Genomic DNA, 25,689 nt, shown 5'->3' on the forward strand with positions numbered 1-25,689 from the left:
CACGGACTCTCAATAGGCTGCGGCCGGAGCGTTCGACGGTGCCGGCTGATCGCGCAAGGCGCCTAGCCATTCGGACGCGCGGCTCGTCATCATGGCGATGTCCGAAGCCACTGCGACGTAGCTGTAACCGTAGCCGATGAAGCGCCGCACCATGTCCGGATTGGGACCGACAATGCCGACCGGCTTGCCGGCGTCATGGGCCATCCCGGCAGCCTTCTCGATCAGGGCTTGCACCTCGGGATGCGCAATGTTGCCTATATGCCCCATGGCGGCGGCGAGATCGCCGGGCCCGACGAACAAGGCGTCGATCCCGGGAACGGCAGCGATCTCCGGCAGCCGCTCGACAGCCTCCGGCGTCTCCAATTGCACGATCACCGCGACCTGATCATTGGCGCGTTTGAGGTAATCGACCGCACGGCCGAACCGTGAACCACGATGCACGGCGGCAACGCCGCGCACGCCCTCGAGCGGATACTTCGCGAAGGAAACGGCCTGCCTGGCCTCCTCGGCCGTCTGGACGAAGGGAACCATGATCGTCTGGGCACCTGCATCAAGCACGCGCTTCACGAGCACCTGATCGTTCCAAGCGAGCCTCACCACCGCGTCCGCCGGCGTGCAGCCGATGGCGCGCAGGATATGGGCCAGATCCGACACTTCGATCGGCACGTGCTCCATATCGACGACGAGGAAGTCGAAGCCGCTATAGCCCATCGCCTCAGCGGTCGCGGGAGCCGCCGCCATGAGCCAAGTGCCGAGCGGCGGGCGCGGTCCGCCCCCCTTCAGCCATCCATTGAAGCGGTTCTCGATGTCGATCATGGCATGCCCTTAGAAGATTGACGGCTCGACCACTGGGCCGGTCGTGCTGAGGAAATCGAAGTCGCAGCCCTGATCAGCCTGCGAGACGTGGCGCTGGTAGAGCGCCGCGAAAGATCGGCCATACACGTGCGCGGTCGGCTTCCACGCGGCGCGCCGGCGCTCCAGTTCGGCTTCGGCGACCTTCATCTCGAGACGCCCCGCTTCCACGTCGAGCTCGACGAGGTCGCCTGTCTTGAGGAGCCCGAGAGGACCACCCACGGCCGCTTCGGGCGCCACGTGCAGGATGCAGGTGCCGTAATGAGTGCCGCTCATGCGTCCGTCGCAGATGCGAACCATGTCGCGTACGCCTTGGCGGAGAAGCTTCTTCGGGATCGGCAGATTGCCCCATTCCGGCATGCCCGGCGCACCGACAGGACCGGCATTACGCAACACGATGACCGTATCCTCCGTCACGTCGAGGTCGGGATCGTCAATCGTTCGATTCATTTCGGCTGGGCTGTCAAAGACGAGGGCCGGCCCGATATGCTTGAGGAACTTCGGGTTTGCGGCCGACGACTTCATCACGGCGCCATTCGGCGCAAGGTTGCCGCGCAGCACGGCCAACGTCTTGCCGCGCGAGAGCGGCACAACCGGGTTGTCCTCTCCCCGGATAACATCGTCATTCCAACACTCCGCTCCGGCGATGTTCTCTCCCAGGGTCTTGCCGTTCGCGGTCACGGCATCTTGGTCGAGGTGCCGCTCCAGCTTCCTGAGCAGCGCGAGCAATCCACCCGCGAAGTAGAAATCCTCCATCAGGTACTCGCCGGACGGAAAAAGATTGGCGCAGACCGGCACCCTCCCGGCCATGTCGGACATGTCGTCGAGGGTCAGATCGACATTGGCGCGACGTGCCATGGCGATCAGGTGCACGGCGGCGTTGGTCGAGCCCCCGAGTGCCATGTAGGTGACGAGCCCATTGCGGAAGCTTCTCGCATCGAGAAAAAGGGATGGTTTCCAGTCCTCCCAGATCATCTCGACGATGTGCTCGCCGCAGGCCGACGCCATGCGCGGGTGGCCGCTGTCGGCGGCCGGTATCGAGGACGCCCCCGGAAGCGTGAGGCCCATGGCGTCCACGATGGACGTCATGGTGGATGCCGTTCCCATCGTGTTGCAGGTGCCGATGGAGCGGGTCATTCGGCTTTCCAGATCGACCCAGTCGGCCTGCGTGATGTTGCCGGCCCGAAGCTCGTCCCAATATTTCTTGGTGTGGGTGCCCGCTCCCGTCTTTTGTCCCCGCCACTGCCCGTTCGACATCGGACCGGCCGGGCAGTAGATCACGGGAATATCCATGCTGATCGCACCCATGAGGAGCCCGGGCGTGGACTTGTCGCAGCCGCCCAGCAACACGGCTCCGTCGATGGGATGCGAGCGCAGGAGCTCCTCCACTTCCATGGCGAGGAAGTTGCGGTAGAGCATGGTGGTGGGTTTCACCATCACCTCGCCGACCGACAGGGCCGGTAGCTCCACCGGATAACCGCCTGCCTGCCAGACACCGCGCTTCACGGCCTCCGCGCGGTCGCGCAGATGCGAATGGCAGGGACTCAGGTCACTCCAGGTGTTGATGACGGCCACCACGGGCTTGCCGAGAAACTCCTCCCGACGCAGGCCCATCTGCTGGGTGCGCTGTCTATGCGCGAAGCCGCGCATGTCGTCGGAGGCGAACCAGCGCTGGCTCCGCAACTCCCCAATGGGTCGGCGTGTCATTGCAATAATCCCTATCCCTTGATGCCGCCGGAGGTCAGGCCGGACACGACACGTTCCTGGAAGATCACGATCAGGATCGCGACAGGCACGATGCCGATGACGAGCGCCGCCGATATCACCGGCCAGGGGAATGCAAACTCGCCCTGATAGAGGGTGATGCCGACCGGAAGCGTGCGCAGCATCGGATTGGAATTGAATGAGAGCGCCAGCAGGAACTCGTCCCACGCGTTCACGAAAGCGAGGATCCCAGCTGTGAAGACACCCGGCGCCGAGAGCGGCACGACAACCTTGAACAGTGCCCCGATGCGGGTGCACCCGTCGATCATCGCCGAGTTCTCGAGATCGCGCGGAATGCCCTCGAAGAAGGAGACCAGGATCAAGGTGCAGACCGGAAGGCTCAGCACCGTATAGGGCAGGATGAGGGCCACCCATGTGTTGAGCAACCCAAGTGCCCGCATGATCTCGAACAGAGGTACGAGCAGGGTGACGAGGGGGAAAGTCGACACAGCGATGATAGCCGACAGGATGAGATCCCGCCCGCGGATCTGGAGCCGGGCCAATGCATAGGCGGCCAGCACGGATATGAACAGCGTCAGCGCAGTGGAGAGGATCGCCACCATGAAGCTGTTGAAGAGGAACAACAGAAGAGGCTGATCCGTGAAAGCCCGCAGATAGTTCGCAATCGTCGGGGCATGAGGCAGCCACGTGATCGGCTTGACGGTCAGCTCAGCTTCCGTCTTGAGCGACGTGAACAGGATCCACAGGGCCGGGAATATCCCGTTCACGACCAAGATGAATCCGATCAGGATGCGCAGCGGCTTGCCGGAGAAGATCGAGCGACTGGCAGGCGTATCATGGCTCATGGCGGTCACCCCTTGGCCCGGATCATGCGCAGGTAGATCGCCGTCACACCCATGGAGAGTGCGAACATGACCATGGCGAGCGCCGAACCGTAGCCGAGATCGAGGAAATCGACCGTGTTCTGGTGGATGTACATCGCAAGGGTCGCGGTGGACGTGCCCGGACCGCCGCGCGTCATGGTGAAGGGAATGTCGAAGGTCTGCAGCGCCGTGATGGTGCGGAAGATCAGCGCCACGACGATTGAAGGCTTGAGCAGCGGCAAGGTGATCTCGAAGAACTGCCTGATGCGCCCTGCCCCGTCCACCTCCGCCGCCTCGTAAAGAGAGCGCGGAATGGTCTGGAGACCGGCGAGGATGATGAGCGCCATGAAGGACGAGGTTTTCCAGATAATTGTTAGGCAGATCGCCGCGAAGGCCCAGTTTGCGGAGTTGAACCAGATCACGCCTTCGAAACCGATACGGCGGAACACATCATTTACGACACCATATTCGGAATGAAAGAACCAGGCGAAGATGAGCCCTGCGAACGACAGCGGCAGAGCCCAGGGAATCAGAAGCGAGAGACGAACCGGCCATTTCACGTTGAAGGGCAGGTTTGCCATCAGGGCAAGAGCTAAACCGACAAGCAGCGCGCCAGGGACCGTGATGAGCGTGATGAGAACGGTGTTCCAGGTCGTTTCCCAGAACACCGGATCTTCCAGCATGAGAGAATAGTTCTCAAGCCCTGCGAAGGCCGCTGGAACGCCGGAGGTCAGCGACAGGTTCTGGAAGCTGGTCCAGATCAGGCGACAGACCGGATAGACGATGATGAGGGCCAGCAGCAGCGCCGCCGGCATCAGCAGCAGCAGGGCGAGGGTGCGCTCGCTCGGGTCGAGGAAACGCGTCCACCACTTCGTGCCGCTCTCGTTATGCGCCGTCACTAAGTTCGTTTCGCTGGCCATTGCCATCGTGGTGATCCTGCCCGGTTGCAACGTTGGGAATGGATGCCTTCAGGCATCCATTCCGTGGAATTTTGTGCGGATTAGCGCAGGACGCGGCGCAGGCGGCCTTCCATCTGCGTAGCGCCTTCTTCAGGCGTCGACTGTCCCGCCAGAACGGCGTTGACCGTAGTGCGGATGATCTCGCTTACCTCGTTGTAGCGGGGCGTCACCGGCCGGGCCTTCGCGGTCTCCACGACCGGGCGCGCGCTGGCGAACCACGGAACGGCCTTGGCCACGTCCGCATCCGTGTAGACATCCGGAAATTGTGGGAGCAGAGCGGCGTTGATAGCCATGAACTCCGAGGTCTCGGGGCTCGACAGATACTGCACGAATTTCTGTGCTTCGGTCTTGTTGTTGGAATAGGCGGATACGCCCCATTCCCAGCCCCCGAGGCATGAAGCCGGCTGGCCACCCTGCACGGCGGGGAGTTTCACGACACCAACCTTGTCTTTCACGGCGGATTCAGCCCCTTGGAACTGACCCCAGGCGTATGACCAGTTGACGGCGAAGAGCACGTTGCCGGCCTGGAACTCCTTACGGGTGTCGTCTGTCGCGACTTCAGCGATGTTCTTCTTGGCGACGCCCTGATCGACGAAGTCCTTCCACATTTTCAGCGACTTCACGGCGGCTTCTTTGTCAAAGGAGAGCTTGCCGTTGGACACCAGTTGCTTGCCCATGCTCCAGTACGGCAGGAGGAAGGTGCAGACCGCTCCCTCGATCGCCTTGCCCTGGAAGGAGAGGCCCTGCAAGTTCGGATCCTTCTCGACCTCGGCGACCTTCTTGGCCGCGGCGGCGAGTTCGTCCCAGGTCTGCGGCGGCTGAACGCCGTGCTTCTCAAGAAGATCCTTGCGGTAGTAGAGGAACATGGCATCGGCAAAGGCCGGCAACGCCACGACCTTGCCATCGACGGTGTTGGCCTCGGCATAGGCCGGGAGATAACGCTTCATATAGGTATCGGCATCGCTGCCGAGCACCTCGTTGAACGGCACCGTCCAACCGGCCGCCGCATATTGCGCGGGGCGGATCACGTCGAGAATCATGACATCGAGCGAGGTGTCCTTCGCAGTCATGACGGTATTGAGATACTGGGCCTGCGCTTCGGAGGTGTTGCCGCCGGTCTCGATGGTCACCTTCACGTTAGGGTTCTTGGCCTCGTACATGTCGAAGGCCTTGCGCCATACATCCGGGCGATGCTGGCTGGAGACGAACACGCGCAGATTGGTCTGAGCCATGGCGGCAGATGCCGACAGAGTGATGGCCGCACCGGCCAGAAGCAGCTTCATGGTCTTGTTCAAGATCATCGTTTCCTCCGTGGTAGTTTGGCGGTGCCAGTTCCTTGCCGACACCCCTTGTTGAACACTCGTTATTGACGCGGCCCTCAGACGAGGGCTCGCTCAGTCGCCGCATCGAACAGGTGGATCCGGGAGGGATCGACACCAATAGACAGGGCTTCTCCGGGGCTCGGCCGCATTTCCGGCGCGACACGGGCCGTCAGCATGGACGAACCGAGGGCAAAATGGATCAGCGTATCGGAGCCCAGCGGCTCGACGACCTGCACCCTGCCCGACAGCCCATGACCTTCGCCCGCCGGCATGAAATGCTCAGGCCGGATGCCGACGATGACGTCACGCCCTTCGAGACCGCCCGCCTTTCCGGAGGGGTGGTTCTGGAGCGGGATGCCGGATCCACCGTCGAAGGCCACGGCGCCGCCATGGATCTTGCCCCTCGCGAAATTCATGGCGGGCGATCCGATGAACCCACCGACGAAGACGCTGGCCGGGGTGTTGTAGACCTCGTCCGGGGTGCCGACCTGTTCGATCTCGCCGCCCTTCAGGATCACGATGCGGTCTGCAAGCGTCATCGCCTCCACCTGATCGTGCGTCACGTAGATGATGGTGGTACCGATGGCCTGATGGAGGCGCTTGATCTCCGTGCGAACCTGACCGCGCAGCTTGGCGTCAAGGTTTGAAAGCGGTTCGTCGAACAGGAAGACCTGGGGACGGCGCACAATGGCGCGGCCCATGGCCACGCGCTGGCGCTGGCCGCCGGAGAGTTGGCTCGGCTTACGGTCAAGGAGTTGAGAGATGCCCAGCATCTCCGCCGCCTGAGAAATACGAGGTTTGATCTCGGCAGCCGGAACGCCGCGCACCTTCAGACTGAAGGCCATGTTTTCGTAAACGGTTTTGTGCGGATAGAGAGCGTAGTCCTGGAACACCATGGCGATATCGCGCTCGCGGGGCGGCAGCTTGTTCACCACCTTGTCGCCGATGCGGATTTCCCCGTCGCTGATGCTCTCCAGACCAGCGAGCATCCGCAATGTGGTCGACTTGCCGCAGCCGGATGGGCCGACCAACACGACGAACTCACGATCCGCGATTTCCAGGTCGATGCCCTTCACGATCCGAAGCGCGCCGTAACTCTTCTCAAGCTTACGGAAGCTGACTGACGACATGCTCCCTCCCTGTTGCTTTGTGGCGCGCTTGAAGTCGGCACGCCTGCACTCCACCCCTGTGACGGATCCCAGGAGAGATTGGAATGACTTTATCATAGCGCTACGATTAGCCATGCGCAAGTAAGTTTTCCAATCATCCCAAAGCCCAAGGTTCGGCATCCTAGCGGTAAGAAAATCGATGAAAATCCGGCTGTAATGAGCAATTTCGATTGAATCACAGCCCCGATATCGATTATCGTACGGAAGTCCCTCTATCGAAGCGCTACGAAAAAGGAAGCCGATGGACGCCGATAGCAGCAGCTTACAGAGCCGCGGCACCCGAAAGCGGCGCAAGATGCAGCGAGTCACGATGATGGATGTGGCCAAGCTCGCCCAGGTGTCGCCATCCACCGTCTCTCTCTATCTGCGCAAGCCGGCCGCCGTCTCCCCGGCGGCAGGGAAAGAAATCGCCCGTGCCATCTCCACGCTGGGCTACGTTCCCAATCTGGTGGCAGGAGGCCTCGCTGCCGCGTCCTCGAAGGTCGTGAGCATCATCGTTCCCTCCATTCGCAACGCCTTCTTTGCCGAAACGGTCTCGACGCTGCAATCCGAGCTGGCTGCGGAGGGCCTGCAGGTCCTTCTCGGCCACAGCGAGTATGGCGAGGACCAGGAGGAGGCACTGGTCCGAACGGCTCTCTCCTGGGCGCCGGCAGCCGTCGTCCTGACAGGGCTGTCCCATAGTGCCGAGACCCTCAAGCTTCTGCAGGCCAGCGGCGTGCCCGTTGTCGAGATGTGGGAGCTCGGTGGAAAACCGATCGACATGGCCGTCGGCTTCTCGCACCCGCATGTAGGCGCATCCGCGGCCAGGCATCTCCTGTCGAAAGATCGTCGCACACTCGCCTTCCTGGGCGCACGCATGCAGGAGGATCATCGTGCCGAGAAGCGCGCGAGCGGCTTCTCTGAGACAGCCTGCACGGAAGACCTCGTTGCATGCGAAATCATCAATCATCCCGGCGCAGCGACGGTAGAGGCCGGATCGCTCCTGCTGAACCGCGCTCTCCAACAACTCCCGAACCTCGATGGCATCGCCTGCTCGAACGACCTGATCGCCCTTGGCGCTCTTTTCGAATGCCAGCGCCGAGGGATCGTCGTTCCGGACGGGATCGCAGTCGTCGGCTTCGGCGATCTCGACTTCAGCGCCTCATGCATCCCCTCCCTGACGACCATCCGGCCTTCGGGGGATCTCATCGGTCGGGAAGTCGCCCGGCTCATCCTCAACAGCATTCAGGGTCAACACCCTGAGGGAGCCGCGAGAATCATCGATACGGGCCATGTCTTGATCGAACGGCGAAGCACCTAAATGATGGCCCGCCGAGCCTGCATGCTCGAATTTGAACGATTAGTTCGCTTGCGAAACGCGGGCCTTAAGCGTTTGAGACTGATCAACATTTGGCATATCGGGAAGCGTTGGTCGCAAGTTATTCAGACGATCTCGTGCTCGAATCAGCGGCCCTCGCAATGTGCAGGACCTCGACGCCATACCTTGCGGGCGTCCGTGTCGCGCAAGATCCGGCAATGGCCTGGGTTTGTGCTAAGGCCCTGATCCGTGACAACATCTGCGTGGTCGGCTGAGAATGGGACCGGATTGGACTCGCTAATCTTGCGGAGATAGGTCATCGGCACCTTCGAAGCAGACGCGATTGCCCCGTAGTATTTCGCTTTGGCGCGCAGACATCTATGATTCTGAATCGTATTTATCGGATCGGATTATAGACGATGTCTGTAAAATCATTGAACCGGGTCGATAGACACGTTGGAGCGAGAATCCGGCTTCGACGGTCTCTCACTGGCGTCCATCGGGCACAGCTTGGCAGGATCCTCGGTCTCACCCTCCAGGACATTCAGAAATTTGAAGCAGGCCGGACGCGTGTCGGAGCCGGGCATCTGCTAGATATTGCCAACGTTCTCGGTGTACCGGTCTCGTACTTTCTTGAAGGATTGCCTTATGCCGATGAGCGAAGTGATGAAGGAACAGCCATTCAGCTGTTTCTGAATACAAGCGAGGGCTTGGAACTTGCTTCTGCTTTCACCAGAATCGAGAACCCGGTCTTACGCCGGGTTCTCTTGGATCTCGTCAGAGCAGCTGCTCCCAGAGTGAACTCTCAGATGTGACCGGCAGACTTTTTATACTGCCTTGACGACTTTTGCGGCTCATCTCCCCAGCCAATTTCCTTCGGAAGTACGGAAACCGCGGCTATTGCTTCCTCCAAACCTGGCACTGCTCGAATCTGCTCCGTGCTGAACTTCTGTGCGATATCCATCCCATGTGCCCAGAACTGCAGGATCATCATTTCTTCATCTGGGTTCAGAATGATTTTGGGTGCCTTCATGGCTTAACTCGCGAGACGTCGAGTGAAGCTCTCCGGCTCTGCAAGCACGCGTTGCCGGTTGCCGCGCATGTCTTGGAGACGAGCCAGAGTCCGACGATCAAATGAGGCGGTGACAGCTACGACATCTTCATCCCCTACCCTCTGAGGCAACCCGAGCGGCATGACACGGAAGTGGAGCTGCACTAAACGCAGAAGCCACAAGGGATTCATCTGGATAATGATCGTGTTGACACCACTCTCTAGGCCCCACTCTACTATTCCGGAGAGCAGCATGTTGGCGACCGGACTCAACGTACGCCCACGCTCGCGATGCGCCGGCTCCACGCAGTATCGGGTCCATTCCCAGATATGCTCACCCACAGGCGGCACATCCTCGCACAAATGCGGCAGAACATCCGAGAGCAGATGCGGACGCGTAGACGGCAGCATACGCTGATATCCCAACACCTTGCCCTCTTCGATGTAGAGCATATGGACTGCATGCTCATTGTCGAATTGATCAACCTCTCGGCCGTCCGGCTTTGAGAGATCCGTCCACTTCTTCTCCTCGACGAAGACGCGGTGACGAAGCCGATATGCTTGCTCCATCTCGTCTTTATAAAGGTACTCATTGTCAGGGGATACGATATGAATCATAGGCTCCTCCTTGTAGGGCGACATTTAATCACCGCCGAAGAAGCGCATAAGTACGCGATCGCGTACCCTCTATTTGATGAGGCCCAAGCGTATTCCTTCCGCTACGGCATGCGTGCGCGTGCGTGTTCCGAGCTTCTCACGGGCCGAGCGCATATGCTTATCGACACCATGTTCCGAGATGCCCATGCGTTCACCGATCCTCCACTCGGATTCGCCCTCTGCTGCCCATTGCAAGGCTTCACGTTCCCTCGGGGTAAGCCTGACAGTCTCGCGCTCAGCCGTCTCCCGCAGCAGGATGGAGCGGCCAAGAGAGTAAGTGGCCAAGAGCGCCAACACTCCCCTGTCTTCCGGCGCCAGTTCAAGCCGCTCGCCGGCAATTGATAATCCCGCGACTTCTCCTTCCAAAGTTGCGACAGGAATGGTGAAGCCTTGGCGAAGCCTGAAATCGCTGGCCTCTTCCATCACACGGCGCCCAGCGGCGTCCTCTCGATACAGAGGCTTCAGCTCACTCCATAGAAAGGGGGCACTGCTTCTCCTGACCGTGCGTATTGCTGGATCCTGAAAGACATATCCATGGGAGAAATAGCGATGGCTCCATTCCTTCGGCCAATGATCAAGGACGATACTTGAGATCTGATGCTGTCGACTTGCTCCTGGCATGGGGATGACACCGGCCAGAATGTACTCGGCGCCAAACTGTCGAGTGGATTCCAGCAGCGTGCCGCAGACCTCGGCTGGCGTCCTAGCGCGATCAAGGCTGCGGATGACTTCTAGTGTTCTCGCAAAGGCTTTGGACGACATCTGTTCTGCCCTCCCAAGCACAATGTTATGCTATTTCAATTTCGTCAATCTTACCAATGTGATACCAGAAGACTTCGATTCAGCTTCTCAGAGATCCGAACTGACAGGAGGCTGCGTGTCGCGCTACGACGGGGCATGTCTCGAACGTCGCGTCCTATAGCTTCCGATGCCAGCGGTCGCAGATGGAAGTGTGCCATTTGTGAAAATGCGCTCGTCCTGGTGAGAGGGCGTCATCCGCTCGGCTCCTGACGATGCCCGAAGTACCAGGAAAGTCTCCCGGGATCCTGAAACTGGGCAGAGAATAGCAATCAGGACCAGATTGGGATCTGGAGATCACCTGCGCCCGTATCTGGCACTCGGACCTGTCCGAAAGTGCAGTATCCTTCAGGCTAGAGCTTTGCAATACTCGTACTCAGGAACGCCTGTCTCTTCTTGCAGGCAATCCGGCCAAAATGACTGGGGGAAAACCTCCGGCATAGGGGGATATCATGAAGAACGTGGCCACTGCGCCCGAGATCGTCGATCCTTATGCGACGCTCGAAAAGATTCTCAAAGTCATTGGCAGATCATGGCTGAGCGAAGAATGGCGCCTTGAAGACATTCGCCTGTTAGCCCAGGAAGCAATTGCGGCACGCGGCAAAAGGGTTAATGGAAAAAGCGCCAGAGCGGCAGCCCCGCCTCTCCAGTCTGAGATCCGCTTCAAACCAGGCATCCACCAAGCTCCGTCCGAACGGAGCGAACATCTTCCCTTATAGCCTATTGTGAAAGGGCTGTCTGATGCTTCGCTGGGGCGCCTCTCAGGTGCGGCCTGAGGCTGGATGAAGCCGCTCCGGAGCGAGGTGCAAATAGCTCTGCCATGCGGCATCTTGTCGAAAGAGGCAATTGTCCAAGCAGGTCGGCTTTTAGTCCTCCCAAAGTTCCTTTATGGATCCTGAAGCGATAAAGGTCGCGAGACCAATCAAAGACAACACTCTCGCTGGGGTCTACATTCGATGATAAATCGCGATTTGATATAGCATTTATTAGTTGAAGCGCGCTCAGATAGCAAGATTAAGCATTTTGGAAGAGATATTCCTTACTGTTAAAAAAGCCGGACTGATTTCCGCTTACCGGCCAGAACTCGCACGAATCTTCGCTTTACGTATTTCTGCTCAAATTGTCTGAAGAACCATGCCTGCTGTCGAGACGTTCACTTCAACTGGGAATGCCTACATTGATGCAGTTCTCGGCACCATCAAATGGGTGCCAAGCAACCTGACCTACAGCTTTCCCACGATTGCCACCACCTATGGCTCCTCCTACGGAGACGGCGAGGCGGCTAAGGGTTTTGGCGCGTTCAACGAGACGCAGCAATCCATCACGCGTTCGGCACTGAACCTGTACACAGCTGTCAGCAACCTGACTTTCCAGGAGTGGGGTGGCGCGAGCGCATCGTCAGCCGATCTGCGTTTTGCACAATCAGACCTGCCCAGCACCGCGTGGGCCTATTTCCCGACGACGGATGCAACAGGTGGCGATGTTTGGGTCAATAACTCCAGCCGCAACTACGCAAGCCCGCTGAAGGGCAATTATGCGTATCTCACGATCGTGCATGAGATCGGGCACGCTCTCGGGCTCGAGCATGCCCATGAGGGCAACATGCCCCTGGACCGCGACAGCATGGAATACACCGTGATGAGCTACCGCTCCTATGCGGGCGCTTCGACCAGCACGGGCTATGCCAACGAGACATGGGGCTATGCCCAGTCGCTCATGATGTATGACATCGCAGCGGTTCAACACATCTATGGCGCGAACTACGCAACGAATGGCGGCAATACGATCTACTCCTGGAGTCCGACAACAGGCGAGATGTTCATCGATGGCGTCGGCCAAGGGGCTCCCGGCGGCAATCAGATCCTGCTGACCGTCTGGGATGGCGGCGGCAACGATACCTATAGCTTCACTAACTACACCACTGAACTCTTCATCGATCTCCAGCCTGGAGCTTGGACGACCACGTCTCAGGAGCAACGCGCAAAGCTGCATTGGGATGGATCAAAACTCGCAGCCGGCAACATCGCCAATGCCCTTCTCTATCAGGGCAACACGCTCTCTCTCGTCGAGAACGCCTCCGGCGGCTCCGCAAGCGATGTCATTAAAGGCAACGTGACTAGCAATACGCTCCGCGGCAACGGCGGCGACGACAAGCTTTATGGCCAGAGCGGCAATGATGTGTTGGTCGGGGGAAGCGGCAAGGATCTGCTCAGCGGCGGGACAGGAACGGACATCGCGAGCTACATGACGGCGAAAGCGGCTGTTACAGCCGATCTCCAATCCTCATCGAGCAACCGGAGCGACGCCTCCGGCGACACCTATTCGAGTATCGAAAGCCTTGTCGGCAGCGCGTATGGGGACAGGCTTTACGGGAACGGCGCTTCCAACAGCCTCAAGGGTGAAGGCGGCAAGGACGTCCTCTACGGACGAAGCGGCAGCGATGTGATCGAGGGTGGCGCAGGCAGCGACAAGCTCTACGGTCAGGGTGGCAAGGACATTCTCATCGGCGGCAGTGGAGCGGATGTCTTCGTTTTCCAGGCCCTGAGCGACTCCCGCGAATCGACCGTCGACACGATCAAGGATTTCGCCCGCGGTTCCGAACATATCGACCTGCGCAGCATCGATGCCAATACCAAGATTGCAGGGGACCAGGCGTTCAGCTTCATCGGCAAGACAGCATTTCACGGCAAGGCTGGAGAGTTGCGCTTTGCCGATGGCATCGTGTCGGCCGACGTGAACGGTGACAGATCTGCCGATCTTAAGATCGATGTCGCAGGCCTGACTGCATTGTCGAAAGGTGACCTTTATCTGTGATCGGGTTTGTGATCGACACCCCGGACCCTCTCGGCTGCACTCCGGCAGGCGATGATGCGAGGAGCCAATCTCGTCATCCACTGAACGGTTTCGACTATGGGCATCGTGAATGAAACCATGCATCGCTGCCTGTTTCGCTCTGTTTGTCGGATCAGCCCTTGGCATTGAGGAACGATCCACGGCACGATCGGTGGCTAACTAAAGAATAATGCGTTAACCATCTGGACAGGGAACAAGCTAAGGCATTATCCACGTCGCAAAACCTTCCGGCTTTTGAGGCAGCGCGATGGATCAAACGGGAAAACGCCACCCCTCCAATGATGCTTTGGCCTATCTCATGAACCTGATCGCACTTGCGTTCAGCTTCAGCTGCCTTTGGGTTGTCGCATCGGCGGCGAAGATGTAACTAAGTATCGGATCTCAGCGGGAGCTGAATTCCCTGACCGCATCGGCCGCCTGATAGCTCCAATAGGTGAGTTGAACCGCCGCCCGGCCAAAGAGGCCGCCATTCCACGCCAGATCGAAGGGGGCAAACAGGCGGTAGCGGTCGCTCTCGCCTGTGATCCCTTCGGCAATCACCATACCGCCGATTGCCGTGGTGTTCATGCCATGGCCGCCGAAGGCCGTGCAGTACCAGACACCCGACTTCCATTTCCCGATTTGGGGCATCAGGTGGCGGGCATACGACATGAGACCGGACCAGGCGATTTCCACCTTCAGGGCAGTCAGTTGTGGATAGGTCGCCACCATCTCGCGCCTGAGCAGGGTCGCAATGTCGCGCGGATCGGTCGTGCGGGTGGTGATCCGCCCGCCCCACAAGATACGGCTTCCGTCATCGACGAGACGGTAATAGTCTCCAGCCCTGCGATCATCGAGGATTGCCGCCCGCGTGCGGATGGCTCCCTGGACCAGATCCGGCGCCCGTTCGGTCAAGACAACGTAAGTGGCAATGGGCAGGAATGCGCGCTTGAGCGCTGGCAACACGTCGTCGGTATAGCCACCTGTCGCAAACACCACGTGCCCGGCGGATACTTCTGCGTCCTTGGTGCGAACGATCTTACGCGCATTGTCGAGATCTGCCGACACGACAGGCGAGTGTTCATGAATGGCGGCTCCGAGCCGTGCTGCCTCGCGGGCGAGCGCCCGCCCGTAATTCAGCGGGTGGAAATGGAAGGCGCTCTCATCCAGAACCGCCTCGCAGTACTTGGGCGAGGCGAACAGTTCCCGCACCTCGGTGCGAGACAAGTAGCGCAAAGATAAACCGAATTCGCGCTGCTGGCGTTCGCTGGCAACCTGCAAGGCGCCGCGCGAGTCGTAACGCAGCGCCTTCGCGATTCCAGGCACAGGCTCGGCACCTTCGATGCCGAGTTCGTCGATATTGCTGCGGACGATCTCGACGCCTTCCATGGAAAGACGGAAGAGCTCCCGCGCCTGATCCAACCCCGCACGGCGCTCGATGGCGGCAAGGCCTGTGGCATACCCTGCGGAGACGAAGCCGCCGTTGCGGCCGGAAGCACCCCAGGCCACACGCTGGGCTTCGAGCAATACGATCGTCCGTCCGCTGCGTGCAAGCTTCAGTGCCGCCGTCAGACCAGCCAGCCCGCCGCCTATGATGCAGACATCGGCCTCGATGCGACCCACCGCCCGTGGATAGGTTTCCGACGTGGCTGCGGTACGGCTGTAATATGTGTCGACATAGGCCGGCAGCATCGGTCGGCCTAAAGCGGGAGCTCGGACGCCTTGAGATAGATCTCGACCAGCTGCTCGCAGCCCTCGCGGTCCTCCTCGTCGAACCTGTTCGGGTTAGGACTGTCGAGATCGAGCACGCCCAGGACCTTTCCGTCCTTGATGAGAGGCACGACGAGTTCCGAGCGGGACGCGCTGTCGCAGGCGATATGGCCTGGGAAGGCATGGACGTCCGGCACCACGATGGACTCCCTGCGCTCCACGGCTGTGCCACACACACCACGCCCGACCGCGATGCGCACACAGGCCGTCTTGCCTTGGAAGGGGCCGAGAACGAGGCCCGGCCCGCGCATGAAATAAAACCCGGCCCAGTTCAAATCCGGCAGGAACTGGTAGATCAGGGCCGACATGTTGGCTGCGTTCGCGATCGCATCCGGCTCGCCTTCCAGAAGTCCGGAGAGCTGCTGGGCAAGGGAGGCGTAGAGGCCCCGCTTGTCGTCGGAGACAGGAATATCTTTGACTTCAAACATGGAAATTTCCTTAGGATTCTCAATGCGTCTTGTCCAGAGGATCTACTCTGCGGCCATGTCGGACCGGGCTCCCTTAGCGAGGTCCAGTCCCTGGTGGTCGCAGAGGCGGCGGTAGAGGCCACCCTTGCGATAGAGTGCGAGATGATCCCCCTCCTCCACGATCCGGCCTTTGTCGAACACGAGGATGCGGTCGAGGGCCCTCACGGTGGAAAGCCGGTGTGCGATCACAATGGAAGTGCGCCCCACCATGAGCCGCTCCATGGCCTGCTGGATCAGCACCTCCGATTCCGAGTCGAGGGCCGACGTCGCCTCGTCCAGGATCAAGATAGGCGCATCGGCCAGGAAGGCCCGCGCGATGGCAACCCGCTGGCGCTCACCGCCCGAGAGCTTCACGCCGCGCTCGCCCACGAGGGTCGAGTAGCCCTTAGGCAGGCTCATGATGAAGTCATGCGCATTCGCAAGCTGCGCCGCGCGTTCGATCTCGGCCATTGAGGCACCGGGTCGTCCATAGGCGATGTTCTCGGCGAGTGTCCGGTGGAACAGGATCGGCTCCTGCTGCACGATGGCAATCTGCGAGCGCAGGGACGCCTGCTCGGCCTGCGCGATGTTCTGACCATCGATCAGGATCTGCCCGCCTGTCACGTCGTAGAGACGCTGAATCAACTTGACCAGCGTGGTCTTGCCCGATCCTGAGGGTCCCACGAGACCGACGCGCTCGCCTGCCCGGATCGCCAGCGACAGATCCTGGTAGAGCGGCGTGTCGTGGCCGGCATAGTGGAAGGTGACATGGTCAAAAGCGACCTCGCCGCGTGAGATGCGGATCGGCTTAGCACCAGGACGATCCGGCACCCCGATGCGCTCCCGGTGGATCTCGACAAGTTCCTCCATGTCGTTCACCGAGCGACGCAGGTTGTTGATGTGCATGCCGACATCGCGCAGGTAGCCGTGGATCACGAAGTAGGTCGTAAGCACGTAAGCGAGATCGCCCGGCGTCGCGCGGTTCCGCCACCACAGCCAGATGGCCGTACCAATGATGGCAGCACGAATGCCGAGAAGCGCGATGAACTGCACCGTGCCGCTGTTGGTACCGCGCTGCCAGACGCGTCGCGTACGGCCCTGCCACTTGCCCAGCACCCATGTGAGGCGCTTGTCCTCACGTGCCTCGGCACCGAACGCCTTGACAACCGGATTGCAGCTTAAGGCATCAGCCAGGGTGCCGCCGACACGCGTATCCCACATATTCGCCAGCCGTGCCGCAGGCGCGACATAGCGGGTCGCCAGAAAGCCCGTCATAATGATGTATGCGAGTGCGCTCACCCCGATGACGAGGCCCATCACCGGCCAACGTAGACCCAACACGATCATCGAACCGGCAAGCACGGTGAGCGAAGGCAGCAGCGCCAGCAGGAGCGTGTCGTGCATCAAGTCGAGCGCCCACATGCCGCGGGTGATCTTGCGCACGGTGGAACCAGCAAAGGAATTGGCATGCCAGTCGGTCGAGAAGCGCTGCACGCGAGCGAACGCATCCTGCGCCACGCGGCCCATGACCCGCAGCGTGAGTTCCACGATTCCGTAGAATGCCAGATGCCGCATGACGATCATAAGCAAGCCGAGGCCTGTCATGAAGGCAAAGGAGACGAGTGCCGCGTGAAGCGCGGCCTCGCGGTCGCTGCCGCCCATGGCGATGGCATCGACGAGTCGCCCCGCGAAGACGGGCATGAACACATCGGCCAGGGTCGAGACCATCATGGTTACGACGATCAGCGCCACGTAACGCGGTTCTTCGCGCCAGTGACTAAACGTGAATTTCAGGACATCGCGGGTGGCGTCCCCGCTCTTCTTCTGCTGGTTCATGGAAGCGAACAGGCGGCGCCTGGAGCGCGCACCTCTCCCCGAAGTTTTGAAGAGCGGCAGGGGGAACGCTGGCCTACAGCGTGGAACGCCGCTCGAAGATCATTGATTCTCAAAGCTTGATAAGGGTTGCCGGGCCTCAGAGCCCCGCCTGGTCCGACCTAACGTCCGGACACGGGAGGAACGTTCAGCAAGCAGATAAAAGCCATGCAGTCCTCCCTCTCTAGAAATTAAACCTAGGCCCAAGGTAGTGCAGTTCGTTCAACTTGGCAACCGCACTTTTGTTTCAGGTCAAATTGAGCTTTCACACGACCGCAAGCGCCCGGTGAGGCCCGGGCGGCATTTCCACCTGAATGCCATCCCCCGATCTCACTTCGCCGCTTTCGAGCACAATCGCCATGATCCCCGATTTGCGGACGAGATTGCCATGCGCGTCCTTGCCGAGCACGGCCTTCATGAGACCCTTTTGAAAGCGATCGATCTGGACACAGGGGTTGCGCAAGCCGGTCACCTCGATCACGGCGCTCCTTCCGACGAGCAGGCGCGCACCCGCCGGCAGCCCGAGCAGATCGATGCCGCGCGTGGTGACGTTCTCCCCCATGTCGCCGGCGGAGACGTCGAAGCCTGCCTCGCGCAGCTCGTCGTGCAGCTCGGCATGGATGAGATGAACTTGGCGCAGGTTCGGCTGGTTCGGGTCCTTGGCCACCCGGGAGCGGTGCTTGACCGTGGTGCCGAGATGCGCATCCCCCTCGACGCCGAGACCTGCGAGAAGCCGGATGACGTCTCGATTGGTTTTACTGAAGCTGTGGCTTGGACTTGAACTGACTGCGGTTACAATTGCCTGCATCGCGTGCCTCAGCCTCTCTGACGATTTTTCCCTTGTAGCGTCAGAGGACCGTCAGATCCACCGTCTCGAGTCCCTTCTCGGAAAGACGCTGCGCCAGCACACGGCGGTGGCAGTTGGCGGGATCGCGCTCGAAGCAGAGAAGACAGATCGGCTGGGCCTGCGCCAGCGCCTCGAGCTCACGAAAGGCCTCCTGAGCCGGTTCGGTCGCCAGAACCTCATCGCAATAGATCCGGCGCATCAGGTCGCCATCACCGGCCCGCGCTGCCTGACGCCCCTCCTTCGGCGTGCCGAGCCTGATGAAATGCTGGTAGCCGATATCGTGGCTTGCCAGGGCATCGCGCAGAGCCGATTTCGAGAACCCGCGCTTGCGAGAGAGCGCGACGGCCCGCACATCCGCGAGGATCGCGACGCCTGCATCTTTCAAGGTGGCGAGGAAACGGTCCACGTCCGCTCCCTCGTATCCGATCGTGAAAACCTGCGGCCTTGCCATACCGCGAGGTTACATGGATGGCTGCGGATGTCGAGGCGCCTCGGGTTGAGTGTAGGGCCGCAGCGCCTCGGGGGTGCGGAAATCCCGCGGCGCCTCGAAATCCCGTGCCGCACCATGGCTCTCTTCGATTCCCCGGGGATAGCCGGTGCGATCGGAATAATCCTGCATGGGCGGCAGCGGATGCGGGCTTTCGCGGCTCAGCGTCTGGGCGCAGTAGACGTCCAGCGCCGTCACGCCGGCCACTGCCGCCATGGCGATGCCGACATTGCCCTTCTTCGGATTGTTGCCCTCGAGAGCCGTCGCGAGCGTCGCAAGGTCGAGCCCATCGCCGGCGACACGACCCCAGATCCAGGGTGTCGGATCCTTCGATGCCAGAATGCCGATGCCGGTCGCGATCTCGCGCAGGCCGTAGCCGGCGATCAGCCCTTCCTGCCCTTTCATGCCCAGCGCTCGCGCCAATGCGCGAGGCGCCGCAACTTCGGCAATCCCGAGAGCGATGGAGAACAGGCCGAGCCCGCGGGCCAGGGTATCGGTTGCCGTATCAGCATGACCACGCCGGCGCGTTCTTTCGGTTTCGTAGCGCATGATCTCACCTATCAGGGTTTGAGAACGACCTTGATGCAGCCGTCCTGCTTGTCTCGGAAGATCTTGTACATATCCGGCCCCTCATCGAGGGACACCGTATGCGTGATGACGAAGGATGGATCGATCTGCCCCTTTTCGATGCGGTGCAGGAGATCGTCCGTCCAGCGGTTCACGTGCGTCTGGCCCGTACGGATGGTGAGGCCCTTGTTCATGATCGCACCGAAGGGAATCTTGTCGAGCAGGCCGCCATAGACGCCGGGGATCGAGAGCGTTCCGGCCGGGCGGCAGACATAGGCCATCTCGCGGAGCACATGCGGGCGATCCGTTTCCATCATCGTCGCCTGCTTTACCCGGTCGTACATCGCATCGACCGTACCGGCAGCGTGCGCCTCCATGCCGACCGCGTCGATGCACTTCTCAGGGCCTTTGCCGTTGGTCAGTTCGTTGAGCCGCTCAATCACGCTCTCCTCGTCGAAATTGATCGTGACCGCGCCACCCGCCTCCGCCATGGCGAGACGTTCCGGGACACGGTCAATGGCGATGACCTGTTTCGCTCCGAGCAGGATGGCGCTGCGAATCGCCATCTGGCCGACGGGACCTGCACCCCAGATCGCCACCGTGTCGGTCGGCTGAATGTCGCACTGGACCGCCGCCTGCCAGCCGGTGGGGAAGATGTCGCTGAGGAAGAGAAGTTTCTCGTCTGGAATGCCATCCGGCACTTTGATGTGCGTGGCATCGGCGAAGGGCACGCGCAGATACTCGGCCTGTCCGCCAGGATAGCCGCCGGTCAGATGCGTGTAGCCGAACAGGCCGGCAGTCGTGTGACCGAACGCCTTGGCCGCGATATGGCCGTTGCGGTTCGTCCGCTCGCAAACCGAGAAATTGCCGCGCTTGCACTGATCGCACTCGCCGCAGATGATGGTGAACGGGATCACCACACGGTCGCCGACCTTGAGCTTGCCTTTCGACTCGGCCCCGACTTCGACGACCTCGCCCATGGACTCATGGCCCATGATGTCGCCGGATTTCATGCCCGGCATGAAATGGTCGTAGAGATGGAGATCCGAACCGCAGATGGCGCAGCTCGTCACCTTGATGATCGCGTCGCGCGGATGCTCGATCTGTGGATCGGGAACCGAATCGCAACGGATGTCGGTGGTGCCATGCCAAACAAGCGCCTTCATCGAAATCTCCTCACATGCCCGGAAACGGCCAAGCTCCGCCGCTTGGCCGCTATCGTCACAGGAAAGACTTCTTGAGGAGCTTTGCGTTCCCTAGGGAAGGCCGAAAACTGCTCACTATTCCGTAGGAGCAACGTCCAGGACGTGCTCCGGCAGGCTCCGGATAAGATGAGCAAGCGCCGGTTCCAGAACCTGATGGGCAGCCTCCTCGACGGGGAACCACTGAGACTTCCTTTGGCCTTTTTCCCGCCAGGACTTGAGCTGCTTGGAAACTTCGAGGGGATACACTTCGACGCGACATAAATCGAAGTGCGCCGCACGGCGCTTCCAATAATCGTAGGAGCCGAGCGGCTTATCCTCGATCTCGCCTTTAACGCCGGCCTCCTCCTCCGCCTCCTGCTCAGCTGCCCTGTGAGGCTTCTTGCCCTTCATCGGCCATCCCTTGGGAATCAGCCAGCGCTTGGTCTCGCGCGAGGTGACAAGGAGCACCTCGATCCTGCCGTCCTTGATCCGGAAGGGAAGTGCCGCGACCTGGCTGAGTTTTTCTTTGGGAATCTGGGCCATCCGACGAGATTAGAACTTCAAGTACGTTAATCTGTAACTTATGTTAAATAAGTCGGCTAATAAAGGTCTCGTACCAAAAAAGCTGACCGCATCATCATTCTCATGCGTCATACGACCATCTATCCTCTCAAAGTTCCATGACGAGCTCATAACAACGAAGGCCCTATTTTTGATCCGGAAAGACGACCCACGTGATGACGACCGACAGCCTGAACATGAGATTTACCGCCGCCTGCGCCATCGCCCGCGAGGCCGGCGTGCTGGCACGCAAGCGCTTCCTGGAACGACCGCGCTCGCAACGGCCGAATTTCAAGGGGCCGCAGGACTTTCTGACCGCCACGGACGCGGAGGTGGAGGAGCTGATCCGCAGCCGCTTGAGTGAGCTGTTCCCCGGCGATTCCTTCTTCGGGGAGGAAGGTGGCGGATCCTTCGAGCGCGATGTCTGGGTGGTGGATCCCATCGACGGCACGGCGAATTTCGCCCGCGGCATCCCGCACTTCGCCATTTCCATCGCCTTCGTGCGTGAAGGGCGGGTGGAGATCGGCGTGATCTACAACGTGATGCATGCCGAACTCTACACCGCCCAGCGCGGCCGGGGCGCCATCCTTAACGGGGAAACGATCCGGGTGAGCGGCCTTGCCGATATGAAACAGGCGACCGTGGAGGCCGGCTGGTCGCCGCGCCTACCCCCGGAGCCCTATATTGCCGTTGTCGACAAGCTGAAGACAGCCGGAGCCAACGTGCGCCGGGCCGGATCGGGAACGCTGGGGCTCGCTTACGTAGCGGACGGCCGGATCGATGCCTATTGCGAGCTCCACATCAATTCCTGGGATGCCTTGGCCGGTCTCCTGATCATCGAAGAAGCCGGTGGCTGGACCAACAATTTCCTGGCCAAGGACGGCCTCAGGACAGGCAATCCGGTTCTGGCGTGCACGCCGGAACTGGTCGATACGCTCACCTGGGCGACCGGGATCGCGAAGGAGCCGTGAAGCGGCACCTTATTCCAAAGATTCAGGTTCGAGAGAGCGGCTGCTCTTGACCCGCTGTCACAATAGGGGGAGCTTAGCCGGCCAACCAAAAACAAAAACGGCCCCATGGGAGGATAGAATGAGCGTGAAGACGAACCTATTTGCGGCAACCATGCTGGCAGGCGCTATGGCGGGCCTGTCCGCAGGAACGGCCCAGGCGCAAGGTGCCCTGGTCATGTATTGCGGCGTTCAGGAGGAATGGTGCCGCGCCATGACGACCGCTTTCGAGCGTGAGACAGGCGTCAAGGTCTCCATGACCCGCAAGAGCGCCGGAGAGGTCTTTGCCCAGATCAAGGCGGAAGCCGCCAATCCCCGCGCCGACATCTGGTGGGGCGGCACCGGTGATCCCCACATGCAGGCGGCCGAAGAAGGACTGACCGAAGAATACAAATCCCCGAAAATGGGCGAGTTGCAGGATTGGGCTGTGCGCCAGTGGGAGCAATCCAAGCAGCGCACCGTGGGCATCTATTCGGGCGCCCTCGGCTTCGGCTATAACACGGAGCTCGCCAAATCCAACAATGCCGGCGAGCCGAAATGCTGGGCCGATCTGCTGAAAGCCGAACTGAAGGATGAGGTTCAGGTTGCCGATCCGAACTCCTCGGGCACAGCCTACACGCTTCTCGCCACGATCGTGCAGCTCATGGGCGAGGACAAGGGCTTCGAATACCTGAAGGCCTTGCACAAGAACGTCAATCAATACACCAAGTCGGGCGCGGCTCCGGCCAGGGCCATGGCACTCGGCGAGACGATGGCCGGCATCGCTTTCATGCACGACATCATGACCCAAGTGGCCGACAAGGCCCCTATCAAGATCGTTGCCCCCTGCGAAGGCACGGGATACGAGATCGGGTCCATGTCGATCATCAAAGGCGCCAAAAACCTGGACAATGCCAAGAAGTTCTATGACTGGGCTCTCACGCCTGCAGCTCAGAAACTCGGTGCGGAGACGAAGCAGTTCCAGGTACCCTCCAATAAGGGCACGCCCATTCCTCCGGAGGCTCCCAAGCTCAACGAGATCAAGCTGATCAACTTCGATTTCGCAAAGTACGGCTCCTCGGAAGAGCGCAAGCGCCTCCTGTCCAAGTGGGATAACGAGGTGAAGAACCTGCCGAAATAGGCAGGCCTGATGCAAGCTCTGGCGAAACGGAACGCCGTTTCGCCGGAGCACGTCCATAACCGGAACATCATCAGGGCCGAGCCCCCGCATCGGTCTTGAGACGAGGACAGAAGATGTCACGGGCAACCCTTGGCTGGATCGTTCTAGGCTGGGTCGGCTTTGCCCTCCTGCCCTGGTACGGCTTCGACCGTGCCGCCGATCCCACCGTCACCGATTACTTTGTCAGCGGATCGGGCCTGATCCACGGGCTCAGGGGCGCGTGGTGGCTTTTGCCGATCCTTGCGCCTTTGTGCCTAGCCTTGGTTCCCGCGATCCGCCGCTCGGCTCAAACCCATGGGAACTGGCTCATCGCATCCGGCTTTCTGGGTCTCGCCCTCGTCGTCCTTCAGGGCTTCTCCATCGGGCTCAACGGCTGGACAGCCGGCATCCTGAAAGGCCTCTTTGGCGAACCGGGCCCAAACCAGGCCGGCATGGGCTACGGCGCGGCCGTGACCTCAATCTCCTTCCTCATCGTTCTTTGTCACGGTCTTGCGGCGCGCGGCTGGTGCCGGGGCGATGCCTTCGTCACCTCCTCCATCGGGGTTGTCATCGCGCTGATCGTCGTGTTCGTGTTCTTCCCGGTCACGACCATCCTCGCGAGTGCATTTGCCGATAACAGCGGCAACTTCGCCCCGTACGAATTCTTCGTGAAGTTCCTGCACCGGTCGATCTGGGGCTTGGATTGCCTGTCGAGCAACCTGCGTTGCGGCGTGGCCTGGAACACGCTTTTTCTCGGGCTGCTCGTGGGCGTCGGCACGACGGCCCTCGGCCTTGCCTTCGCACTCATCGCAACGCGCACGGAGTTCCGTTTCAAGAAGCTCCTGCGCGTCATGAGCGTGCTGCCCATCATCACACCGCCCTTCGTGATCGGACTGGCCCTGATCCTGCTCTTCGGCCGCTCCGGCGCTCTCTCAGCCGTACTGTGGGACTGGTTCGGCGTGCCGCGTTCGCGCTGGATTTACGGACTTCCCGGCGTTCTCATCGCGCAGCTTCTCGCCTTCACGCCGATCGCCTTCCTCGTCCTCATCGGCGTAGTACAGGGCATCAGCCCGACACTCGAGGAGGCCTCTCAGACCCTGCGGGCGAAGAGCTGGACGACCTTCTGGACCGTGACGCTCCCGCTGATGCGCCCGGGCCTCGCCAACGCGTTCCTCCTCGGTTTCGTGGAAAGCCTGGCCGATTTCGGCAATCCGCTGGTGCTCGGCGGGAACTACGAGGTGCTCTCGACCAAGATCTTCTTTGCCGTCGTCGGCGCGCAGCAGGATCAGGGTCGCGCAGCCGTTTTGTCCATCATCCTGCTGGCTTTCACGCTCGGGGCATTCTGGCTCCAGCATGCATGGCTCGGCAAAAAGGTCTACACGACCGTCACCGGCAAGGGCGACGCCGGCATTCCGCTGCCGTTGCCACGCCGCGTCGCGCTGGCTTCCTATCTCACCGCATTGCCATGGGCGATCTTTACGGTCGCCGTTTATGCAATCATCGCTGTCGGCGCCTTCGTGCGCTCCATGGGCCGCGACTACACCCCTACCCTCGAGCATTTCCTGACGGCGTTCAGGGTGGAAAACTCCGGTTCGGGGCTTTATTTCTCTGGCTCGGCCTGGGACTCGTTCTTTGCGACTGTGAAGGTCGCTGCGCTCGCTGCACCGCTCACTGCAGCCATCGGCCTGCTCACGGCCTATCTTCTCACCCGCCAGCGCTTCTCCGGGCAACGCGCCTTCGAGTTCGGGACGCTTCTGAGCTTTGCGATCCCTGGAACGGTCGTCGGCGTGTCCTACATCCTTGCCTTCAACGTGCCGCCGATCGAGATCACTGGCACGGGGTTCATCCTCGTGATGTGCTTCGTGTTCCGCAACATGCCGGTGGGCGTGCGCTCCGGGATCGCGACCCTGAGCCAAATCGACAAGAGCCTGGATGAAGCCTCGTTGACGCTCGGAGCCCGCTCGTCGACCACCATGCGCCGCGTGGTTCTCCCGCTGCTGCGGCCAGCCATCGTCGCGTCTCTGGTCTATTCCTTCGTGCGTGCCATGACGGCCGTGAGCGCGGTGATCTTCCTCGTCACGGCCGAATACAACATGGCGACGACTTATATTGTCGGCCGCGTCGAGGCCGGCGAATTCGGCCTGGCGATCGCCTATTCCACCGTGCTCATTCTCGTCATGCTGCTCGCCATCGTGGCGATCCAAATCGCCGTGGGTGAGCGGCGTCTGGGACGCCGCAGCGCGAGCACTGCTCCTTCCCCCGTTGCCGTGCAGGCGGTCCCATGA

The 25,689-nt window shown here is 60.7% G+C and carries 24 protein-coding genes; 7 read left to right on the plus strand and 17 right to left on the minus strand.

What is annotated here, in order from left to right; all coding sequences use genetic code 11:
* Window positions 1-9: 9 nt before the first annotated feature.
* The 6 genes from VB672_RS18825 to VB672_RS18850 all read right to left on the minus strand — a co-directional run bounded on the left by VB672_RS18825 (window position 10) and on the right by VB672_RS18850 (window position 6,851).
* Window positions 10-816: an HpcH/HpaI aldolase family protein gene (locus VB672_RS18825; RefSeq protein WP_329785740.1), complete on the minus strand. Its 807-nt coding sequence runs from the start codon at window positions 814-816 to the stop codon at window positions 10-12.
* 9 nt (window positions 817-825) lie between these two features.
* Window positions 826-2,559 (minus strand): L-arabinonate dehydratase, encoded by a 1,734-nt coding sequence (araD, locus tag VB672_RS18830; RefSeq protein ID WP_329785741.1) that lies wholly within the window; start codon window positions 2,557-2,559, stop codon window positions 826-828.
* Between the two features lie 11 nt (window positions 2,560-2,570).
* Window positions 2,571-3,422, minus strand: a complete 852-nt coding sequence (locus VB672_RS18835; RefSeq protein WP_329785742.1) for a carbohydrate ABC transporter permease — start codon at window positions 3,420-3,422, stop codon at window positions 2,571-2,573.
* A 5-nt stretch (window positions 3,423-3,427) separates the two neighbouring features.
* The gene (locus tag VB672_RS18840) at window positions 3,428-4,360 is read right to left on the minus strand and encodes a carbohydrate ABC transporter permease (RefSeq protein WP_329785824.1); all 933 of its coding nucleotides are present in this window, start codon (window positions 4,358-4,360) and stop codon (window positions 3,428-3,430) included.
* An 80-nt stretch (window positions 4,361-4,440) separates the two neighbouring features.
* Window positions 4,441-5,682, minus strand: coding sequence for an ABC transporter substrate-binding protein (locus tag VB672_RS18845; RefSeq protein ID WP_329785825.1), 1,242 nt, complete (start codon window positions 5,680-5,682; stop codon window positions 4,441-4,443).
* Window positions 5,683-5,777: 95 nt separating this feature from the next.
* Window positions 5,778-6,851 (minus strand): ABC transporter ATP-binding protein, encoded by a 1,074-nt coding sequence (locus tag VB672_RS18850; protein ID WP_329785743.1) that lies wholly within the window; start codon window positions 6,849-6,851, stop codon window positions 5,778-5,780.
* A gap of 334 nt (window positions 6,852-7,185) precedes the next feature.
* Here VB672_RS18850 and VB672_RS18855 point away from each other — a divergent pair, with 334 nt between their 5' ends.
* Both VB672_RS18855 and VB672_RS18860 read left to right on the plus strand, forming a co-directional pair.
* Window positions 7,186-8,190, plus strand: a complete 1,005-nt coding sequence (locus VB672_RS18855; RefSeq protein WP_329785744.1) for a LacI family DNA-binding transcriptional regulator — start codon at window positions 7,186-7,188, stop codon at window positions 8,188-8,190.
* Window positions 8,191-8,606: 416 nt separating this feature from the next.
* Window positions 8,607-9,002 carry a helix-turn-helix domain-containing protein gene (locus VB672_RS18860; RefSeq protein WP_329785745.1) on the plus strand — a complete coding sequence of 132 codons (396 nt, stop codon included), beginning with the start codon at window positions 8,607-8,609 and terminating at the stop codon, window positions 9,000-9,002.
* On the opposite strand, the gene VB672_RS18865 is transcribed toward VB672_RS18860, so the two are convergent.
* From VB672_RS18865 to VB672_RS18875, 3 genes are all read right to left on the minus strand, one after another.
* Window positions 8,993-9,220, minus strand: a complete 228-nt coding sequence (locus VB672_RS18865; RefSeq protein WP_329785746.1) for a hypothetical protein — start codon at window positions 9,218-9,220, stop codon at window positions 8,993-8,995. The two genes, VB672_RS18860 and VB672_RS18865, sit on opposite strands and share 10 nt — an antisense overlap.
* A gap of 3 nt (window positions 9,221-9,223) precedes the next feature.
* Complete coding sequence (locus VB672_RS18870; RefSeq protein WP_329785747.1) at window positions 9,224-9,856, minus strand: acyl-homoserine-lactone synthase; 633 nt, start codon at window positions 9,854-9,856, stop codon at window positions 9,224-9,226.
* Window positions 9,857-9,925: 69 nt separating this feature from the next.
* Window positions 9,926-10,657 (minus strand): autoinducer binding domain-containing protein, encoded by a 732-nt coding sequence (locus tag VB672_RS18875; protein ID WP_329785748.1) that lies wholly within the window; start codon window positions 10,655-10,657, stop codon window positions 9,926-9,928.
* A 488-nt stretch (window positions 10,658-11,145) separates the two neighbouring features.
* Between VB672_RS18875 and VB672_RS18880 the strand changes: the two genes are divergently transcribed.
* Together VB672_RS18880 and VB672_RS18885 are read left to right on the plus strand one after the other, a co-directional pair.
* The gene (locus VB672_RS18880) at window positions 11,146-11,412 is read left to right on the plus strand and encodes a hypothetical protein (protein ID WP_329785749.1); all 267 of its coding nucleotides are present in this window, start codon (window positions 11,146-11,148) and stop codon (window positions 11,410-11,412) included.
* A 415-nt stretch (window positions 11,413-11,827) separates the two neighbouring features.
* Window positions 11,828-13,507 carry a M10 family metallopeptidase gene (locus tag VB672_RS18885; RefSeq protein WP_329785750.1) on the plus strand — a complete coding sequence of 560 codons (1,680 nt, stop codon included), beginning with the start codon at window positions 11,828-11,830 and terminating at the stop codon, window positions 13,505-13,507.
* A gap of 420 nt (window positions 13,508-13,927) precedes the next feature.
* On the opposite strand, the gene VB672_RS18890 is transcribed toward VB672_RS18885, so the two are convergent.
* The 8 genes from VB672_RS18890 to VB672_RS18925 form a co-directional block, all read right to left on the minus strand.
* Window positions 13,928-15,217, minus strand: coding sequence for an NAD(P)/FAD-dependent oxidoreductase (locus tag VB672_RS18890; RefSeq protein ID WP_329785751.1), 1,290 nt, complete (start codon window positions 15,215-15,217; stop codon window positions 13,928-13,930).
* Window positions 15,218-15,225: 8 nt separating this feature from the next.
* Window positions 15,226-15,723, minus strand: coding sequence for a GAF domain-containing protein (locus tag VB672_RS18895; protein ID WP_329785752.1), 498 nt, complete (start codon window positions 15,721-15,723; stop codon window positions 15,226-15,228).
* A gap of 42 nt (window positions 15,724-15,765) precedes the next feature.
* Window positions 15,766-17,577 carry an ABC transporter ATP-binding protein gene (locus VB672_RS18900; RefSeq protein WP_329785753.1) on the minus strand — a complete coding sequence of 604 codons (1,812 nt, stop codon included), beginning with the start codon at window positions 17,575-17,577 and terminating at the stop codon, window positions 15,766-15,768.
* 301 nt (window positions 17,578-17,878) lie between these two features.
* Window positions 17,879-18,421, minus strand: coding sequence for an MOSC domain-containing protein (locus VB672_RS18905; RefSeq protein ID WP_329785754.1), 543 nt, complete (start codon window positions 18,419-18,421; stop codon window positions 17,879-17,881).
* 40 nt (window positions 18,422-18,461) lie between these two features.
* Window positions 18,462-18,911, minus strand: coding sequence for a DUF488 domain-containing protein (locus VB672_RS18910; RefSeq protein ID WP_329785755.1), 450 nt, complete (start codon window positions 18,909-18,911; stop codon window positions 18,462-18,464).
* A gap of 9 nt (window positions 18,912-18,920) precedes the next feature.
* Window positions 18,921-19,496, minus strand: coding sequence for a cyclase dehydrase (locus tag VB672_RS18915; protein ID WP_329785756.1), 576 nt, complete (start codon window positions 19,494-19,496; stop codon window positions 18,921-18,923).
* Between the two features lie 11 nt (window positions 19,497-19,507).
* Entirely contained in the window at window positions 19,508-20,680 is a 1,173-nt protein-coding gene (locus tag VB672_RS18920; protein ID WP_329785757.1) for a zinc-dependent alcohol dehydrogenase, read from the minus strand.
* A 114-nt stretch (window positions 20,681-20,794) separates the two neighbouring features.
* Window positions 20,795-21,241: an NUDIX hydrolase gene (locus VB672_RS18925; protein ID WP_329785758.1), complete on the minus strand. Its 447-nt coding sequence runs from the start codon at window positions 21,239-21,241 to the stop codon at window positions 20,795-20,797.
* A 194-nt stretch (window positions 21,242-21,435) separates the two neighbouring features.
* On the opposite strand from VB672_RS18925, the gene VB672_RS18930 reads away from it, so the two are divergent.
* From VB672_RS18930 to VB672_RS18940, 3 genes are all read left to right on the plus strand, one after another.
* Entirely contained in the window at window positions 21,436-22,230 is a 795-nt protein-coding gene (locus VB672_RS18930; protein WP_329785759.1) for an inositol monophosphatase family protein, read from the plus strand.
* Window positions 22,231-22,348: 118 nt separating this feature from the next.
* On the plus strand, window positions 22,349-23,386 hold the full coding sequence (locus tag VB672_RS18935; protein ID WP_329785760.1) for an ABC transporter substrate-binding protein: 1,038 nt from the start codon (window positions 22,349-22,351) through the stop codon (window positions 23,384-23,386).
* A 113-nt stretch (window positions 23,387-23,499) separates the two neighbouring features.
* Entirely contained in the window at window positions 23,500-25,689 is a 2,190-nt protein-coding gene (locus tag VB672_RS18940; RefSeq protein WP_329785761.1) for an ABC transporter permease, read from the plus strand.

Source organism: Microvirga sp. CF3016 (assembly GCF_036314085.1).
GTDB lineage: Bacteria > Pseudomonadota > Alphaproteobacteria > Rhizobiales > Beijerinckiaceae > Microvirga.